The sequence below is a fragment of the Pseudomonas sp. ICMP22404 genome (genome assembly GCF_006227205.1).
Classification (GTDB): Bacteria; Pseudomonadota; Gammaproteobacteria; order Pseudomonadales; family Pseudomonadaceae; genus Aquipseudomonas.
The window spans coordinates 92077-108981 of the sequence record NZ_VCNG01000002.1; the positions used below are offsets into that span (position 1 = coordinate 92077).

A 16905-nucleotide genomic window follows, 5' to 3' on the forward strand; every position below is an offset into this window, starting at 1 on the left:
CCCGTGTTCCTGGATGTAAGGAAAATGGCCCGATCAGAAGGCCTTGATGGGGCTCGCAAACGTTTGCACATCCCGTACCAGTTTTCCCTGACCATTGCGGCATGAGCACTGGAGCATCGACGTTGCTGCTAGAATCGCTCACCTTGACTGATAGGAGGTATGCCCATGAGCGAGCCCATTCGCCTGACCCAGTACAGCCACGGCGCCGGTTGCGGCTGCAAGATTTCGCCGCAAGTGCTGGAAGTGATCCTGGCCGGCAGCGGTGCGCAGAACCTCGATCCCAAGTTGTGGGTCGGCAACGCCTCCCGGGACGATGCCGCGGTGTACGCCATCGACGAAGAGCGCGGGGTGGTGTCGACCACTGACTTCTTCATGCCAATTGTCGATGATCCTTTCGATTTCGGCCGCATCGCCGCCACCAATGCCATCAGCGACATTTATGCCATGGGCGGTGATCCGCTGATGGCCATTGCGATTCTCGGCTGGCCAGTCAATGTGCTGGCCCCGGAAATCGCACGGGAAGTGATCCGTGGCGGGCGTTCAGTGTGCGACGAGGCTGGTATACCCTTGGCTGGCGGGCATTCGATCGATGCGCCTGAGCCGATTTTCGGCCTGGCTGTCACTGGACTGGTGCAAAAGCGCCACATGAAGCGCAATGACACCGCCACTGCCGGTTGCCGCCTCTACCTGACCAAACCCCTGGGCATTGGCATCCTTACCACGGCGGAGAAGAAGGGCAAATTGCGCGCCGCCGACGTTGGCCTGGCCCGGGATTGGATGTGCACCCTCAACAAGCCCGGCAGCCGCTTCGGCAAGCTCGATGGCGTGACGGCCATGACCGACGTCACCGGTTTCGGTCTGCTCGGGCATCTGGTGGAAATGGCCGATGGCAGTCAGTTGACCGCACGCATCCGCTACGATGCGGTGCCGCGCCTGCCGGGCGTCGAATACTACCTGGACCTGGGTTGCGTACCAGGCGGTACGCTACGTAACTACGACAGTTACGCCAGCAGGGTCGGCCGTGTCCAGGAGCTGCACAAGCGCGTACTTTGCGACCCGCAGACCAGCGGCGGCCTGTTGATCGCCGTGACGGCGCAAGGCGAAGGCGAGTTTCTTCAGGTGGCCGCGGAGCTGGGCTTTGCGCTGGAGCCGATTGGCGAGTTGGTCGAGCGACAGACCAACGCGGTCGAGGTGTCTTGATGAGCAACGACATTACCGATTACCGCGACATTTTCCTCAATGACCGGCCGATGATGGACACTCGCGCGCCTGTCGAGTTTCTCAAGGGGGCCTTTCCCGGCGTGGTCAATCTGCCGCTGATGACGGACATCGAGCGGCAGCGGGTCGGTACTTGCTACAAGCAACAGGGCCAGCAGGCGGCGATCGTCCTGGGGCATCAGCTGGTGTCCGGCGACACCAAGGCGCACCGCATCCAGGCCTGGAGCGACTTCGCCCGGGCCCATCCTGACGGAGTTCTGTATTGCTTTCGAGGCGGCCTGCGTTCGCAGATCGTCCAGCAATGGCTCAAGGACGAAGCCGGCATCGAATACCCCAGGGTTGGTGGCGGCTACAAGGCGATGCGTACGTTCCTGCTGGACACTGTCGAGCAGGCGGTCGCCCAGTGTGATTTCGTCTTGCTGGGCGGCATGACCGGCACCGGCAAGACCGAGATGCTGATCCAGCTGGGCAACGGACTGGACCTGGAAGGTCACGCCAATCACCGTGGTTCCAGCTTCGGCAAGCGGGCCACGGGGCAGCCTTCCAACATCGATTTCGAGAACCGCCTGGCCGTGGATGTGCTGAAGAAGCGCGCCGCCGGTATCGAGCATTTCGTGCTGGAAGATGAAAGCCGCATGGTCGGCAGCTGCGCCTTACCGTTGCCGTTGTACCAGCGCATGCAACAGGTCCCGATGGTCTGGCTTGAAGACAGTGTGGAGCGACGGGTCGAGCGGATTCTGCGTGATTACGTCATCAACCTGAGCGCCGAATTTGTCGCCGTATATGGCGAGGAAGGGTTCTCGCTGTTTTCCGAACGGTTGCTGGCGAGTTTGAACAACATCCACAAGCGCCTGGGGGGCGACCGTCATCGGCGCCTGATGGCAATCATGGAAGCCGCCTTGGCCGAGCAGGCCGATAGCGGGGCTGTCGACTTGCATCGTGGCTGGATCGACGGGTTGCTGCGTGAATATTACGACCCGATGTACGTGTTCCAGCGGGAAAAGAAGGGGAGTCGGATCGAGTTTGCGGGGGAGCAGGCGGCTGTGCTCGAGTATCTGCGTGAGCGCGCCGCCCGGACAGGATGACCTCGGGACCTCGTGGGAACGGGTTGCCGCTATCGCGAGCAGGCTCGCTCCCACAGGGAATTTGCAATGGACGACACCTCTGCGATCACCTCAGGCCCATGTGGGAGCGAGCCTGCTCGCGATAGCGGTGGATCAGTAAATCTTGAAGCCTAAAGCAACACCGCTCCGATCAACCCGCAGACGATGCCGACCAACATGGTCAACAGCGCCACGGTCACCAGCACCCGGGCATCGAAATCCTTGCGCAGCATCAGCAGCGACGGCAGGCTGATGCTCGGCAGTGTCATCAGCAACGCCACGGCCGGTCCGGTGCCCATGCCCAGGGTCATCATCGTTTGAACGATAGGGATTTCCGCCGCGGTGGGAATCACGAACAGCGTGCCGACAACAGCCAGCGGTACCAGCCAGACCAGGCTGTCGGCCATGGCGCCATCGACATGGGGAAACAGCCAGACCCGCGCCGCGCCCAGGACCAGCACAGCCAACACATAGACAGGAATGGTGCTCCAGAACAATTGCCACAAGGTCCGTCCCCAACGCGCCAGGAAAGGCTGCGCATCGACCGCGCTGGCCTCGGTCACGGCTTCGACGGCCGCCTCGGGTAACACGTCGGGCCGGGCGATGCGCTGGGCCACCATCGACACGCCGAACACCAGCACAATGCCCGCCACCAGTCGCAGGGCGGTGAAGCCCCAGCCCAGCACGAAGCCCATGAAGACCAGGGTCGCGGGATTGAGCACCGGATTGCCGATCCAGAAGGCCAGCGCCGCGCCCACCGAGACATTCTGCCGACGCATGCCGGCCGCCACCGGCGCCGCGCAGCATGAGCACATCATGCCGGGCAGGGCGAACAGCCCGCCGCGCAGAGTCGAGGCAAAGCCGGCCTGGCCGAACAGGCGCAACAGCCAGTCACGGGGAATCAGTACCTGCAACAGGGAGCCCAGGATCACCGCCAGCACCGCCGCTTTCCAGATCGCCAGGAAATACACCTTGGCGTAGGTCAGCGCGGCCATCAGCGGCGTGGTCTGTGCATCGTTGAGGATCGAACCGCCGATGCTGTGGTTATCGGCGGCGACAAACGCCTTGAGGTAGTAGGGCGACCATTTGACGTAGTACAGGCCGACGCAAGCCACCAGCAGGAACAGGGCGGGTTTCCACCAGAACGACCAGCCCCGAACGGGAGCGGCAGGAGATAAAGACATGGAGAAGGTCCGGGCAGTAGGGATGTAGACGCATCATACCCTGTGGCGAGGACGCTTGCTGTGGTGAGGGCGCTTGCGCCGGGCTCCGTCCTGTAGAAGCTGTCGAGTGCAACGAGGCTGCGATCTCTCCACTGACAATTGAGCCTCAAGCGAAAGATCAAAATCAGAAGATCGCGGCTTCGCCAGCTCCTACGATGCCTGCCGCTTACGTCGGACAGGTCTCCTGCCTGTTATCCAAGCCCTGCTTGTAGCTCTGGCTGGTGAGGCTGGCCTTGCCGTTGTGCCAGGTCAGGGTCAGTACGTACAACGAATCGAAATCCCCCGATTCCCAGTCTTGGGCAATGGTCTGCTTCTTGCCCACGGCCTCGCCAGCCACCTTGTTGATCAGTTCCGGCAGATAGCCGTGGGACCAGGCCGTGTAGATGGTGGCGTTGTGGTACTTGTCGTGCAGCAATTCGTCGGCCAGGGCGCTGGTGTCGTTGGCCGAGTACTCGATATTGACCGGCAAGCCGAGTTTGATCGCGCTGGGGCTGATGGTCATCAGCGGGCGAATATAGCTATAGGAGTTATCCCGCTCGCCTTCCTCAACGTTGCGGGTCGGGTTGGCCGCGAATACGTAGTCGGCCTTGCCGAACTTTTGTGGCAACAGGGTGGCCAGGTCGATGGCGCGATTGAGACCCTGGCAATTGAGTTGGCCCAGGCCGCCGGCGGGTTTTTCGGCGTGGCGCAGGAACACCAGGGTCTGGATGCCGTCGACTGGCTGGGCGCGACTGACGCTGGACTCCAGTGACAACACCAGACCGCAGATCACGAGCAGCGTCGGCAGGATCAGCCATGAACGGCGTTGGAGGTGTCGGGTGAACTTCAGTGGGTTGATCATCGGATTATGTTCTTCGGCTGTCTCGAGTCAGGCTTCGAGTCAGGCTGACAAACCCTGGCACCGCGAAGCCTTGGCTTCGGATGTTTTCCTTGTCGTTACGCCGCTTCGATTCCTCGGGGCATTGCTCTGAGTCTCCTGAAGCCCTTTGGTTCGATCCTGCCACGGCTCTCTTCCATGAGATGGCATGAACATTAACGACAGGATGTTGCGAAATTAATAACGGCCTGCGTGAATTCTGTGACCGTCAGGAGGGTGGCATTTCCTGATGCCATCCACCCGATCCTGAATTATGCTCCAGCATTTCCCTTCCGCCATGGAGCTCCCATGCCCAATCTGACCCAATTTCCCATCACCCAGAAATGGCCCGCCCAATACCCCGAGTGGCTCCAGCTCTACTCCCTGCCAACCCCCAACGGCGTGAAAGTCTCGATCATGCTGGAGGAGATCGGCCTGCCCTACGAACCCCACAAAGTGGACTTTGGCAGCAACGATCAGCTCTCCCCTGAATTCCTCTCACTCAACCCGAACAACAAGATCCCGGCGATTCTCGATCCCCATGGTCCGGGGGACCAGCCGTTGGCGTTGTTCGAGTCCGGGGCGATTCTGATTTACCTGGCGGACAAGAGCGGTCAACTGCTGGCCCAGGAATCGGCGGCGCGCTACGAGACGATTCAGTGGTTGATGTTCCAGATGGGCGGTATCGGGCCGATGTTCGGGCAGCTGGGTTTCTTCAATAAATTCGCTGGCAAGGACTATGAGGACAAGCGTCCTCGCGACCGTTATGTCGAGGAAAGCAGGCGTTTGCTCAAGGTACTCGATGGGCGCCTGGAAGGGCGCGACTGGATCATGGGTGAGCGCTATACCATTGCCGACATTGCCACGTTCCCATGGGTGCGCAACTTGATCGGGTTCTATGAGGCCGGCGATCTGGTGGGGATCCAGAACTTCCCCAACGTGACGCGGGTGCTGGAGCGCTTCCTGGCGCGGCCGGCCGTGGTCCGGGGTTTGAAGATTCCCGAGTGAGCAGAGCGGCGTGCGGCTCAAGGGCACTGACTTGTATCAACGGTTCGCTGAGCGTGTAAGCGGATTATTGCTCTGCCGGTAACACACTGTTTTCCAGGTGTCGTTTGTACCCGGGGTGGCCAAGGCATAAGCTTTGGCCCCCTGTGATTGCCCCCCATTTGCCCAGGAGTTCCATGTCCAGCCAGTTCCCCGAAGCACGTCCACGCCGCCTGCGTCGTAATGCCAGCCTGCGCAGTCTTTTCCAGGAAACCGAGTTCACGTTGAACGACCTGGTCCTGCCGATTTTCGTCGAAGAAGAAATCGATGACTTCGTGCCGATCAAGAGCATGCCAGGCGTGGTGCGCATTCCTGAGTCGAAACTGGCTGGCGAGATCGAGCGATATGCCCGTGCTGGCATCAAGTCGGTGATGACCTTTGGCGTGTCCCATCATCTGGACAGCGACGGCAGCGACACCTGGAACGAGCGTGGCCTGGTGTCGCGCATGGCCGCGATCTGCAAGGACGCTGTGCCGGAAATGATTGTGATGTCCGACACGTGTTTCTGTGAATACACCGATCATGGTCATTGCGGCGTGCTTCATGGGCATGAAGTGGACAACGACCTGACCCTGTTCAACCTGGGCCGGCAAGCCGTGGCAGCGGCCCGCGCCGGTGCCGATGTCATCGCTCCGTCCGCGGCGATGGATGGGCAGGTCCAGGCGATTCGCAAGGCGCTGGATGAAGCTGGCTTCAGCCAGACGGCAATCATGGCCTATTCCACTAAATTCGCCTCGGCGCTTTATGGCCCGTTCCGTGAGGCTGGCGGCAGCGCGTTGAAGGGCGACCGCAAGAGCTACCCAGATGAACCCGATGAACCGTCGCGAAGCGTTGCGCGAATCCCTGCTCGATGAACAGGAAGGCGCCGATGCGCTGATGGTCAAGCCGGCCGGCGCCTACCTCGATATCATCCGTGACATTCGCCAGGCGTCGAACCTGCCGTTGTCGGCGTATCAGGTCAGTGGCGAATACGCGATGATTAAATTCGCCGCCCAGGCCGGCGCCATTGACGAAGCCCGAGTGGTGCGAGAAAGCCTTGGCGCGATCAAACGGGCGGGAGCGGATTTGATCTTCACCTACTTTGCGATGGACCTGGCACTGAGCGGCATCTGATCCAACCATTCCCCTGTGGGAGCGAGCCTGCTCGCGATAGCGGTGGGTCAGCGTGCATCGATGTTTTGTGTGCCACCGTCATCGCGAGCAAGCCCGCTCCCACAGTGCTTCAGGGTGTTCACAGACATCGAATCTACCGCAGATCCCTTGTGGGAGCGAGCCTGCTCGCGATAGCGGTGGGTCAGTTTGCATTGATGTTGTGTGTGCCACCGTCTTCGCGGGCAAGCCGGGCTCCCACATGGGTTTTCCGGTGGTTACCGAGCCGGTTTTATCCGTGTGGCAAACGACGGAATATAGCCTGTCCCAGCTTTTGATCGTATGGTGCTCTGGAGTACAAACCTGATGGAGCCCTATGCCTTTCAATCGATGGTTGTTCATTCTCCCGGCGCTGCTGGTCCTGGCCGGTTGTGGCAGTCGTCAGGTCCAGGAGCCCGAGCGCCAGCCCGCCGAGGTCAAGGCGCAGATCGTGCGGTTGTTGCCGGCCAAGACCGCGGATCGCGAAGGCTGGGCCACGGATATCTATGATGCGTTAACCGCGCAGCAGATCCCGCCTACGACGCAGAATATCTGTTCGGTACTGGCTGTCGCTGAGCAGGAGTCGACATTCCAGGCCGACCCCACGGTGCCGGGACTGGGCAAGATTGCCCGGCAGGAAATCGATCGCCGTGCGGCGAAGTTGCATATTCCCGGGCTATTGGTCAGCGGCGCACTCCAGGTGCGTTCATCCAACGGCAAGAGTTACAGCGACCGGCTCGCCGCGGTGCGCAGCGAAAAGGAGCTGAGCGGCATTTTCGATGATTTCATTGGCATGGTGCCGTTGGGCAAAACGTTGTTCGACGGTTTCAACCCGGTGCACACCGGCGGGCCGATGCAGGTCAGTATCGCCTTCGCCCAGGCCAATGCCCGACATTATCCTTATACGGTGGAGGGGTCGATTCGCCAGGAAGTGTTCAGCCGGCGCGGTGGGATGTACTTCGGCATTGCGCATTTGCTGGGGTATCCGGTGAGCTACACCGAGCCGCTGTATCGCTTCGCCGATTTCAATGCCGGTTGGTACGCCAGCCGCAACGCGGCGTTCCAGCATGCCGTGAGTCGCGCCTCAGGCATTTCTCTCGCCCTCGACGGTGACCTGATCCAGCATGACTCCATCATGCCCGGCAGCACCGAGCTGGCGGTGCGCACGCTTGGGAAATCGTTGGGAATGCGTAACCCGACCATTCGCGATCAGTTGGAGCAGGGCGACAGCCTGGCATTCGAGGACAGTAAACTCTACAAGCGCGTCTTCGAACTGGCTGAAAAGGCCGAGGGTAAGCCGTTACCTCGTGCGGTGTTGCCGGGGATCGTACTCAAGAGCCCGAAAATCACCCGCAAGCTGACCACTGCATGGTTTGCCAAGCGGGTGGACGAGCGCTATCAGCGGTGCATGGCGCGGTCGGCGGGACGCTAGGCTCTGTATGAAAGCCTTGATACTCAAAGCTTTTCACACAGAGCCTGGCGAACGGCGACCATGAAAAAAGCCCGGTGGATAAGACCGGGCTTTTGTCGGGCAGAGCAGGGCGGCAGGTCATGCGCGATTCTGAGTCAGGTGATCCGAACCACCTTCAGCAACGCGATTCTCGATCAAGCGATCCGAACCACCTTCAGCGACGCGATTCTCGATCAAACGATCCGAACCACCTTCAGCGACGCGATTCTCGATCAAGCGATCCGAACCACCTTCAGCAACGCGATTCTCGATCAAGCGATCCGAACCACCTTCAGCGACGCGATTCTCGATCAAGCGATCCGAACCACCTTCAGCGACGCGATTCTCGATCAAACGATCCGAACCACCTTCAGCGACGCGATTCTCGATCAAACGATCCGAACCACCTTCAGCGACGCGGTTCTCAATCAGTCGATCGGAACCACCTTCGGCAACGACCGGGTGGGAAGAAGCGGCGAATGCGTTGGCTGCCAGAACCGAGAAAGCGAGGCTGAGGATGATTTGGCGTTTCATGATGGTGTGCTCCGGGGGATGCAGTGGGTTTGTGTGGGGCCATTGTTGCGTCGGGCAGTGATCATGAGAACTTCATTGAAGTGATGGTGACCATCGATGGCAGTGATAACTGCTCGATGTGCAGGTCGTCCACGGCGTGGAACATCGGGCGTGCGAAGGGTTCTATCGACTGAACCTTCCCTGGAGGCAGGCTTATGTATCAGTTATTCGGCTACAGGCAATCCGGTTCTTCGGCCGTGGAGATTGCCCTGTGCCTATGTGGTGTGCCTTATCGCCGGGTCGATGCCTATTCGACCGAAGACAATGACGCGGCCAAGGCACTCGAGGCGTTGAATCCCCAGAAACAGGTGCCGACCTTGCAGTTGCCGGACGGTTCGGTGCTGACCGAAGCCGCCGCCATTCTGATCCACCTCGGGCTGACCTATCCGGAATCGAAGTTGCTGCCCGAGGACCCGGTCCAGCGTGCACAAGCCATACGGGGCCTGGTTTACATCGTCGCCAATTGCTACACGCCCATCGGTATCATCGATTTTCCGGAGCGCTGGCTGGCCGAGGCGGATGAGGCGACCCGGCAGCAATTGGTGTCGGGCACGAAGCATCGCTTGTATCGCAATTGGACGTTGTTTGCCGATCAGTTTCCGGCGCAACCGTTCTTCAGCGGTGCCGAGCCGGGAGCGCTGGATATTCTCGCAGCGGTGATTACCAAGTGGGCCGGAACGCGAGAGGCGATGCTCAGTGCACGACCGGAATTTCACGCAGTGCTGGAGCGCATCGACCAGCATCCGCGGGTGGCCCCGGTGCTGTCACTGCATTGGGCTGCGTAGGCGTGTCCGAAAGGTCATGGGCATGCCTTTCGAGTGGCCGCCTGGGCGATGAGGTCGACGAACTGCCGGACGTTATTCTGGTGGGCCAGCACCAGCTCGTCGAGGGTGCTTCCCGCAGGAGTCTGCAGGTGGTTGCGGCAGGTAAAGGCGTGGGCTTCGTCGCTGAGGTTACGCAAGCGCCATTGCACGTCCATGCGGGCGTACTGGCCGGGGACCGAATCGAAACGTTGTACGTCTACCCGTAGTAACGCCTTCGGCGCGCCGGGATTGCTCAGTTGTTCCTCCAGGCTGCTGCGCAGCTCATCCGCCAGGCTGGCGCCCCACCATTCGGTCTCCAGGATCGCCAATCCACTGTTGCCCTGGCGAATGACCATCTGGGGGCGATCCACCTGAGGCGGGACGCTGACCTGCTCGATCCGGATGTCGACGCCGGAGGGTGGCTTGCCTGTCGGCTGGACCGGGCTCAAGGTGTGGTAATGGATCGGATCGCTGCGACAGGCGCCGAGCAGCAGCGCCACGGCGACGAGGGCGACTTTCAGCATCGGCGGCATGGCGCGTGCTCCTCTGATCATTCTTTCACCGGGAAGGTGAGCGGGGCATCCTTGGGACGACCGCGCAGCAGCGATTCGGGATGACGGCTCAAGTAGTCGGACAGTTCTCGCAGCGAGCGCGACATGCGACCGAGATCGTCGAGGGTCTGGGTCAACTGCTCGCGCTGAGGCGAGTCTTCGGCCAGCGTGGTGTTGGCCGACTGCAAGGTCTTGCTGACGTCTTGCAAGGTATTCTGCACGCTTGGCAGGGTCTTGCCGTTGAATTGCTTCAGGCCTTTGCGCAATTCCACGAGGTTGCCATCCAGGTTACTGGCGATGCTTTCCAGCGGCAGCTTGTTGATCCGCTCGATCACCGACTGCAGTTGCTCCTGCAATTGCTGCAGGCTGCCAGGAATGGTCGGGATTCGGACGGGGCGGGCCGCGGGGTCGAAAGCGACTTTCTCGGCCTTGGGATAGAAGTCCAGGGAGATGTACAACTGCCCGGTCAGCAAGTTGCCGCTGCGGGCCTGGGCGCGCAGGCCACGTTCGACGAAGCTGCCGAGCAGGCGGGCCGAGGCGGCCTCGTCTTCTGGATCATGATTGAGCGCCTTGAGCAATTTCTCGTGGGCTTTGCCCAGGCGCTGGGGGTAGATCACCACGCCGACATTGACCGGGAAACTGCGTTGCTTCTCGTCGAAATCCAGGTTGATGGCCACGACCCTGCCGATTTCCACGCCGAGGAATTCCACCGGTGCATCGACCTTCAACCCCCGCAGCGCCTGATCGAAACGCAGGGCCAGGTATTGCGCCTTGCCACTGGGTGGCGCCAGGGCGCTTTGTTGGTCGGCGAACAGTTCGTAGTTCTTGTCTTCGGCTGCTGGCGTGTCGTCGGGATTGTAGTCCGGTGCCCTGAACGCGATGCCGCCGACCAGCAATGCCGAGAGCGATTCGGTCCTGACCGCGAAGCCATTGGCGCCGACGTTCAAGTCCACGCCGCTGACGTTCCAGAACCGGGTGTTCTCGGTGACATAAGCGTCGTTCGGTGCGTTGATGAAGACCTCGATATTGACGCCCTTGCCGTCCGCGTCCAGGGCGTAGGAGACCACTTGGCCCACCGGAATCTTGCGCAGATAAACCGGTGAGCCGATGTCCAGCGAACCGAGGTCGCGGGAGTGCAGGGTAAAGCGCTTGCCCGGTTCGCCGTAGGTGATCGGTGGCGGTGCCTCGAGGCCGGTGAACGACTTGGCGCGTACTTTCGAATGCCCGGCGTCGGCCCCGATGAAGTCCCCTGACAGCAACGTGTCGATCCCGGAAATGCCACCGGCGCCGATGCGCGGCCGGACCACCCAGAACACCGAGTCTTCGTGGGTGAACGTATCGGCGTTCTTGGCCAGCTTGACCGTGGCGGTGACGTTCTTCTGGTCATCGCTCAACTGCACGTCCGTGACCTGGCCGATCACCACGTTGCGGTATTTCACCGCGGTCTTGTTGGCGGTCAGGCCTTCGCCGGTCTTGAAGGTAATGGTGATGGTCGGGCCTTCCTGCAGCCAGTTGTGGACTACCAGCGACAGGCCCACCAGCACCGCGATGATCGGCACGATCCACACCAGCGACACCGACCAGCGACTGCTGGTGACGTGGGCGCGCCCCGGCGCGGGTTGTTGTCCGTCAGTGGCTTGCGATTTCATCCATGGCCTCCTCCGAGGGGGGTGGGGTGTCCCAGATCAGCCGTGGGTCGAAACTCATGGCCGACAGCATGGTGAACAGCACGACGAGGCCGAAGAACAGGATCCCCGGGCGCGGTTCGATATCGCTCAGTGCCTGGAACTTCACCAGCGCCGCCACCAGGGCCACCACCAGCACGTCGAGCATCGACCAATAGCCGATGACTTCCACCAGCCGGTACAGCTTCGCTCGCTGGAGCTGGGCCCAGCTGCTGCGTCGTTGCACGGTGACCAGCAGCAGCGTCAGGACCACGAACTTGATGCCGGGTACGGCGATGCTGGCGATGAAGATGATCAGGGCGATGTCCCAGGCACCGCTGCGCCAGAACTCGATCACGCCGCTGATGATCGTGCTGTCGGCGCCGTCCCCGAGCATCCGGGTGTTCATCACCGGCAGCAGGTTGGCCGGGATATAGAACACCAGCGCGGCCAGCATGTAGGCCCAGGTGCGGGTGAGGGCATCGGGTTTGCGTCGGTGCAGGAGGGCGTCGCAACGCGGGCAGGTCGTGGGCTCGTCGGTCATGTCGCAGGCCAGGCCGCAGCCATGGCACAGGCACAGGTCCAGCTCACCGGCCAGTGGTGGGGTATCCAGCGGTTTGCCGTTCACAGGCTGCTCCACAGGTCGCGCACATCGCGCCCGGCAATACGGATCATCAGCAGGCTCAAGGCCGCCAGGGCGAACAGGCCGATACCCGGCAGTACGTCCAGCAACCCGGCGAGTTTGATCACCGCCACCAGCGCGCCCAGCAGGCAGACCTCCAGCATGCTCCATGGTCGCAGCGTTTCCAGGCTGCGCATGCACAGGTTGAACCCCGGCGCACGGCGGTTGGCGTAGGCATGCCCCAGCACCCAGAGCAGCAGGGCCAGTTGAAGGAGTGGAGCGATGATGATTGCCACCGCTGCCACCAGGGCGATGAAGGTAATCGGCCCCTGGCTCAAGGCCACGATGGAATCCCACAGCGTGGCGCTGTTGTTCAGGCCCTGGAAGCGGATGCTCATCACCGGGTAGACGTTGGCGAAGGCCCACAACACCGCCGCCGTTACGCTCAAGGCCAGGCGTTTTTCGATGGTCAGCCCGTTATAGCGCTGGATCACCGCGCCACATCGCACGCACGAGGCTTTCTGATGCGGGACGAGCTCCACCGGCTCGTACACCGCATCGCAATGTTCGCAAATGATCAGTCGCTCGGCGTCGGCCATCGGGGTGCTCGGGCAGGGACAACCCCTTCAATATAGAAGTGGGTTGGGAATGAGCAACCTGGCGAGTCGATCATTCGCCGCGAATGTACTGCTCCAGTTGTTGGATCAGGTTCGCCTGTTCGGCAATGGCTTCCTTGACCAGGTCACCGATGGACAGCAGGCCGACGAGTTTGCCGTCGTCCACCACCGGCAAATGCCGCAAGTGCTTTTCGGTCATGATGCTCAGGCAGGTCTCGACGGTCTGGTGCGGATCGATGGTGATCACGGGGGATACCATGATGTCGCTGACTTTTGTGCCCACCGATGAGCGGCCGTGCAAGACCATCTTGCGCGCATAATCACGCTCGCTGATGATCCCCAGCACTTCATCGTTCTTCACCACCAACAAGGCGCCGACGTTTTTCTCGGCCATGCGCATCAAGGCCTGCAACACCATGTCGTCCGGTGAGATGGTGTGCACATGCTGGTTCTTCTCGTCCTTCATCCGGAGCAACTGCGCGACGGTTTTCATTGGGAGGGCCTCGGGGGTGTTTTTGCAGGTGTTGTTAAAGAATCGTAGACCCGGCGGCGCAGGGCAAGCGGTAAAACGGCGGCCAGTCGTCCAAAAACGCCATCGGCGGTGAATTTATCATTGTGGCGAGGGGATAAATCCCCTCGCCACTCAGGTTCACTGTTTCCCTGAGAGATGGCGGGTAGAATCACCCCTTACCCAAGATTCGAGGTCACAGCGGTGGATTTACAGCAGGGCTTCGTCCTGACCCGGCATTGGCGCGACACCCCAGCGGGCACCGAAGTCGAATTCTGGCTGGCGACAGACGCCGGGCCTCGGCGTGTGCGGCTGGCGGTGCAGCCGTCGGTGGCGTTCGTGCCGCAGCTCCAGCGTGGCCAGGTCGAAGCCCTGCTGCAAGGGGAGAAGGACATTGAATTGCGCCCCCTCGACCTGCTGGATTTCGAGCATCGACCGGTGCTGGGCCTGTATTGCCGCCAACACGCCCAACTGATGCGCCTGGACACGACCTTGCGGCGGGCGGGCGTGGACGTGTTCGAGGCCGATATCCGGCCGCCGGAGCGCTACCTGATGGAGCGATTCATCACCGCGCCGGTCTGGTTCAGCGGTACGCCGGGCACCGACGGCCTGTTGCTGGATGCCCAGATGAAACCGGCCCCCGATTACCGTCCGGCGTTGCGCCTGGTGTCCCTGGACATCGAGACCACGGCCCAGGGTGAACTGTATTCCATTGCCCTGGAAGGCTGCGGCGAGCGCCAGGTGTACATGCTCGGCCCGCCCAATGGCGACGACAGCGATGTGGATTTCCAGCTCGAATACTGTGAATCCCGCACGCTGCTGCTGAAGAAACTCAACGACTGGTTCGCCCGTTTCGACCCCGACGCGATCATCGGCTGGAACCTGGTGCAGTTCGACCTGCGGGTGCTGCACGAGCATGCCCGGCGGCTGGCCGTGCCGTTGCGCCTGGGGCGAGGCGGGGAGGAGATGCAGTGGCGCGAGCACGGTGCGCGCAACAACCACTTCTTTGCCTCGGCGGCCGGACGACTGATCATCGATGGCATCGAGTCCCTGCGCTCGGCCACCTGGAGCTTCCCTTCGTTCAGCCTGGAAAACGTCGCCCAGACGTTGTTGGGGGAGGGCAAGGCCATCGGCACCCCTTATCAGCGCATGGACGAAATCAATCGCATGTTCGCCGAGGACAAGCCGGCCCTGGCCCGCTACAACCTCAAGGATTGCGAGCTGGTGATGCGGATCTTCGCCAAGACCGAGCTGCTCAAGTTCCTGCTGGAGCGGGCCAGTGTTACCGGCCTGCCGGCGGACCGCAGTGGCGGTTCGGTGGCGGCCTTCACGCACCTGTACATGCCGCTGATGCACCGCCAGGGGTTCGTGGCACCGAATCTTGGCCAGCGCCCGCCCCAGGCCAGCCCGGGCGGCTTTGTCATGGACTCCCAGCCCGGGCTCTACGAATCGGTCCTGGTGCTGGACTACAAGAGCCTGTATCCGTCGATCATCCGCACGTTTCTCATCGACCCGGTGGGTCTGATCGAAGGCCTGCGGCATCCGGACGATCGCGAGTCGGTGCCGGGCTTTCGCGGCGCACGGTTCTCGCGCACCCGCCATTGCCTGCCGTCCATCGTGGCACGCGTTGCCGAAGGCCGGGAAACCGCCAAGCGCGAACACAACGCGCCGCTGTCCCAGGCCCTGAAGATCATCATGAACGCCTTCTACGGCGTACTCGGTTCCAGCGGTTGCCGCTTCTTCGATCCAAGGCTGGCCTCATCCATTACCTTGCGCGGCCACCAGATCATGCAGCAGACCCGGCAGTTGATCGAAGCTCGGGGCCATGTGGTGATCTATGGCGATACGGACTCCACCTTCGTCTGGTTGCGCCGGGCCCATGGCCAGGAGGAGGCAGCCGGCATTGGTCGTGAGCTGGTGGCTTACGTCAACCAGTGGTGGCGCGAATACGTGCATGAGACGTTCGGGTTGCAGAGTGCGTTGGAGCTGCAGTTCGAAACCCACTTCAAGCGTTTTTTGATGCCGACGATTCGTGGTGCCGAGGAAGGCAGCAAGAAGCGCTACGCCGGGCTGGTGACCCGTGCCGACGGTAGCGATGAAATCGTCTACAAGGGGCTGGAGGCCGTGCGCACCGACTGGTCGCCGCTGGCCCGGCAATTCCAGCAGGAGTTGTACGAGCGGATCTTCCATCGCAAGCCTTACCAGGATTACGTGCGCGATTACGTCCAACAGACCCTGGCCGGGACGTTCGATGAGCGACTGGTCTACCGCAAGCGCCTGCGTCGACCGCTGGATGACTATGAGCGCAATGTCCCGCCCCACGTGCGAGCGGCGCGGATTGCCGACGAGTTCAACCAGCGCCAGGGTCGCCCGCGGCAATACCAGAATGGTGGCTGGATCAGCTACGTCATCACCGTCGCCGGCCCCGAGCCGCTGGAAACCCGCAGCGCCGCCATCGACTACGACCACTACGTGAGCAAGCAGCTGCAACCGGTGGCGGATGCGATCCTGCCGTTCGTGGGCGATGATTTCCTGACCTTGGTGGGCGGGCAGATGGGCTTGTTCTGATGATGGCTCGTCATACCCATGACGAAAGGGTGATGACGGCGACCGGCAGGGCAAGCGCGGCGAGCAGCGTCTGGCCCGCGATGATGCCGGCCATCAGCGGGGCATCACCGCCCATCTGCCGGGCCATGATGTAGGACGACGATGCCGTCGGCAGGGACTGGAAAAGCAGGACGGCAATCGCCGCATCGCCCCGCAGGCCGATCATGCGGCAGGCGATCAAGGTCACGATCGGCATGATCACGAACTTGGTGATCGAGGACAGGCCGATCGGCTTCAACCAGCTGCGCGCCGTTTTCAGGTCCAGGGCCGCCCCGACACACAGCAGGCCGAGGGGCAACGACGCCTGGCCAAGCGCCTTGAATACCGCTTCCGGTCCTCGGGGTATGCCGATCCCTGTCCCTTGCAGGATGATGCCGGCCAGACACGCCATTATCAGTGGGTTCGTTACCAATTGCCTGGCGATGAGCTTGAGCGGCAATCGTCCCCCAGGACCGAAGCGGGCGAATACCAGCACGCAGAGAATATTGACCGTCGGCACGATCGCCGCGTTGGCCACGGCTGCCAAGGTAATACCGGATGCACCGAACAGTCCGGCGGCCGCAGATACCCCCACATAATTATTGAAGCGCACGCCGCCCTGGAAGACCGAGGTGAAGGCCGCATCATTACCCGCAAAAAGACCTCGCGACCCCACCAGCAAGACCGCAACCGTGACGGTCGACATCACCAGCGCCAGGATCATCCCGCCCACCGGGACATCACCGAGCTGGGCGGTCGCCAGGCCATGGAGAAACAGCGACGGCAGCAGCACGTAGTAGCCCAGCCGCTCGGCCTGGGGCCAGAAGCTGTCGGCCAGAAAGTTCGATTGCCTGAGCCAGGCACCCAATGCGATCAACAAGGCAATGGGGAAGAGGGCAAGCAGCAACGCCAGGGTCATCTCGCATTCACCAATCAGTTCAGAGGAATAACGGCGGCTG

The 16905-nt window shown here is 61.7% G+C and carries 15 protein-coding genes and 1 pseudogene; 7 read left to right on the forward strand and 9 right to left on the reverse strand.

The window, feature by feature from the left end; translation table 11 throughout:
• Positions 1–165 precede the first annotated feature (165 nt).
• Both selD and mnmH read left to right on the forward strand, forming a co-directional pair.
• Complete coding sequence (selD, locus tag FGE05_RS04195) at positions 166–1200, forward strand: selenide, water dikinase SelD (protein WP_139641808.1); 1035 nt, start codon at positions 166–168, stop codon at positions 1198–1200.
• Positions 1200–2303 (forward strand): tRNA 2-selenouridine(34) synthase MnmH, encoded by a 1104-nt coding sequence (mnmH, locus tag FGE05_RS04200; RefSeq protein WP_139641810.1) that lies wholly within the window; start codon positions 1200–1202, stop codon positions 2301–2303. Before selD ends, mnmH begins: the two co-directional genes overlap by 1 nt.
• A gap of 149 nt (positions 2304–2452) precedes the next feature.
• Here the strand turns inward: mnmH and FGE05_RS04205 are convergent, their stop codons facing one another.
• Together FGE05_RS04205 and FGE05_RS04210 are read right to left on the reverse strand one after the other, a co-directional pair.
• Positions 2453–3505, reverse strand: coding sequence for a permease (locus FGE05_RS04205; RefSeq protein ID WP_139641812.1), 1053 nt, complete (start codon positions 3503–3505; stop codon positions 2453–2455).
• A 205-nt stretch (positions 3506–3710) separates the two neighbouring features.
• Positions 3711–4385 carry a histidine phosphatase family protein gene (locus tag FGE05_RS04210; RefSeq protein ID WP_139641813.1) on the reverse strand — a complete coding sequence of 225 codons (675 nt, stop codon included), beginning with the start codon at positions 4383–4385 and terminating at the stop codon, positions 3711–3713.
• A gap of 324 nt (positions 4386–4709) precedes the next feature.
• On the opposite strand from FGE05_RS04210, the gene FGE05_RS04215 reads away from it, so the two are divergent.
• From FGE05_RS04215 to FGE05_RS04225, 3 genes and pseudogenes are all read left to right on the forward strand, one after another.
• Positions 4710–5408: a glutathione binding-like protein gene (locus FGE05_RS04215; RefSeq protein WP_139641815.1), complete on the forward strand. Its 699-nt coding sequence runs from the start codon at positions 4710–4712 to the stop codon at positions 5406–5408.
• 173 nt (positions 5409–5581) lie between these two features.
• Positions 5582–6557: pseudogene (hemB, locus tag FGE05_RS04220) on the forward strand (porphobilinogen synthase).
• 352 nt (positions 6558–6909) lie between these two features.
• Positions 6910–8004 (forward strand): DUF1615 domain-containing protein, encoded by a 1095-nt coding sequence (locus tag FGE05_RS04225; RefSeq protein ID WP_139641817.1) that lies wholly within the window; start codon positions 6910–6912, stop codon positions 8002–8004.
• Between the two features lie 117 nt (positions 8005–8121).
• Here FGE05_RS04225 and FGE05_RS30025 read toward each other — a convergent pair whose 3' ends face one another.
• Positions 8122–8556 carry a phage infection protein gene (locus FGE05_RS30025; RefSeq protein WP_139641819.1) on the reverse strand — a complete coding sequence of 145 codons (435 nt, stop codon included), beginning with the start codon at positions 8554–8556 and terminating at the stop codon, positions 8122–8124.
• A gap of 194 nt (positions 8557–8750) precedes the next feature.
• On the opposite strand from FGE05_RS30025, the gene FGE05_RS04235 reads away from it, so the two are divergent.
• A complete protein-coding gene (locus FGE05_RS04235) occupies positions 8751–9380 on the forward strand; it encodes a glutathione S-transferase family protein (protein WP_139641821.1) in 630 nt (209 codons plus the stop codon).
• A 14-nt stretch (positions 9381–9394) separates the two neighbouring features.
• On the opposite strand, the gene FGE05_RS04240 is transcribed toward FGE05_RS04235, so the two are convergent.
• From FGE05_RS04240 to FGE05_RS04260, 5 genes are all read right to left on the reverse strand, one after another.
• Positions 9395–9931: a membrane integrity-associated transporter subunit PqiC gene (locus FGE05_RS04240; protein ID WP_139641822.1), complete on the reverse strand. Its 537-nt coding sequence runs from the start codon at positions 9929–9931 to the stop codon at positions 9395–9397.
• A gap of 17 nt (positions 9932–9948) precedes the next feature.
• Positions 9949–11598 carry an intermembrane transport protein PqiB gene (locus FGE05_RS04245; RefSeq protein WP_139641824.1) on the reverse strand — a complete coding sequence of 550 codons (1650 nt, stop codon included), beginning with the start codon at positions 11596–11598 and terminating at the stop codon, positions 9949–9951.
• Complete coding sequence (locus FGE05_RS04250) at positions 11579–12226, reverse strand: paraquat-inducible protein A (protein WP_139642495.1); 648 nt, start codon at positions 12224–12226, stop codon at positions 11579–11581. The genes FGE05_RS04245 and FGE05_RS04250 overlap by 20 nt, the downstream gene beginning before the upstream one ends.
• An 11-nt stretch (positions 12227–12237) precedes the next feature.
• Positions 12238–12834 carry a paraquat-inducible protein A gene (locus tag FGE05_RS04255; protein ID WP_139641826.1) on the reverse strand — a complete coding sequence of 199 codons (597 nt, stop codon included), beginning with the start codon at positions 12832–12834 and terminating at the stop codon, positions 12238–12240.
• Positions 12835–12904: 70 nt separating this feature from the next.
• Positions 12905–13345 carry a CBS domain-containing protein gene (locus FGE05_RS04260; protein WP_041020645.1) on the reverse strand — a complete coding sequence of 147 codons (441 nt, stop codon included), beginning with the start codon at positions 13343–13345 and terminating at the stop codon, positions 12905–12907.
• 219 nt (positions 13346–13564) lie between these two features.
• Here FGE05_RS04260 and FGE05_RS04265 point away from each other — a divergent pair, with 219 nt between their 5' ends.
• Positions 13565–15928 (forward strand): DNA polymerase II, encoded by a 2364-nt coding sequence (locus FGE05_RS04265; protein WP_176562975.1) that lies wholly within the window; start codon positions 13565–13567, stop codon positions 15926–15928.
• Between the two features lie 10 nt (positions 15929–15938).
• Here FGE05_RS04265 and FGE05_RS04270 read toward each other — a convergent pair whose 3' ends face one another.
• Positions 15939–16865, reverse strand: coding sequence for an AEC family transporter (locus FGE05_RS04270; protein ID WP_139641830.1), 927 nt, complete (start codon positions 16863–16865; stop codon positions 15939–15941).
• Positions 16866–16905 lie beyond the last annotated feature (40 nt).

Coding starts and splice junctions, on each gene's coding strand:
- selD (WP_139641808.1), top strand. CDS start 166: ATGAGCGAGCCCATTCGCCTGACCCAGTACAGCCACGGCGCCGGTTGC.
- mnmH (WP_139641810.1), top strand. CDS start 1,200: ATGAGCAACGACATTACCGATTACCGCGACATTTTCCTCAATGACCGG.
- FGE05_RS04205 (WP_139641812.1), bottom strand. CDS start 3,505: ATGTCTTTATCTCCTGCCGCTCCCGTTCGGGGCTGGTCGTTCTGGTGG.
- FGE05_RS04210 (WP_139641813.1), bottom strand. CDS start 4,385: ATGATCAACCCACTGAAGTTCACCCGACACCTCCAACGCCGTTCATGG.
- FGE05_RS04215 (WP_139641815.1), top strand. CDS start 4,710: ATGCCCAATCTGACCCAATTTCCCATCACCCAGAAATGGCCCGCCCAA.
- FGE05_RS04225 (WP_139641817.1), top strand. CDS start 6,910: ATGCCTTTCAATCGATGGTTGTTCATTCTCCCGGCGCTGCTGGTCCTG.
- FGE05_RS30025 (WP_139641819.1), bottom strand. CDS start 8,556: ATGAAACGCCAAATCATCCTCAGCCTCGCTTTCTCGGTTCTGGCAGCC.
- FGE05_RS04235 (WP_139641821.1), top strand. CDS start 8,751: ATGTATCAGTTATTCGGCTACAGGCAATCCGGTTCTTCGGCCGTGGAG.
- FGE05_RS04240 (WP_139641822.1), bottom strand. CDS start 9,931: ATGCCGCCGATGCTGAAAGTCGCCCTCGTCGCCGTGGCGCTGCTGCTC.
- FGE05_RS04245 (WP_139641824.1), bottom strand. CDS start 11,598: ATGAAATCGCAAGCCACTGACGGACAACAACCCGCGCCGGGGCGCGCC.
- FGE05_RS04255 (WP_139641826.1), bottom strand. CDS start 12,834: ATGGCCGACGCCGAGCGACTGATCATTTGCGAACATTGCGATGCGGTG.
- FGE05_RS04260 (WP_041020645.1), bottom strand. CDS start 13,345: ATGAAAACCGTCGCGCAGTTGCTCCGGATGAAGGACGAGAAGAACCAG.
- FGE05_RS04270 (WP_139641830.1), bottom strand. CDS start 16,865: ATGACCCTGGCGTTGCTGCTTGCCCTCTTCCCCATTGCCTTGTTGATC.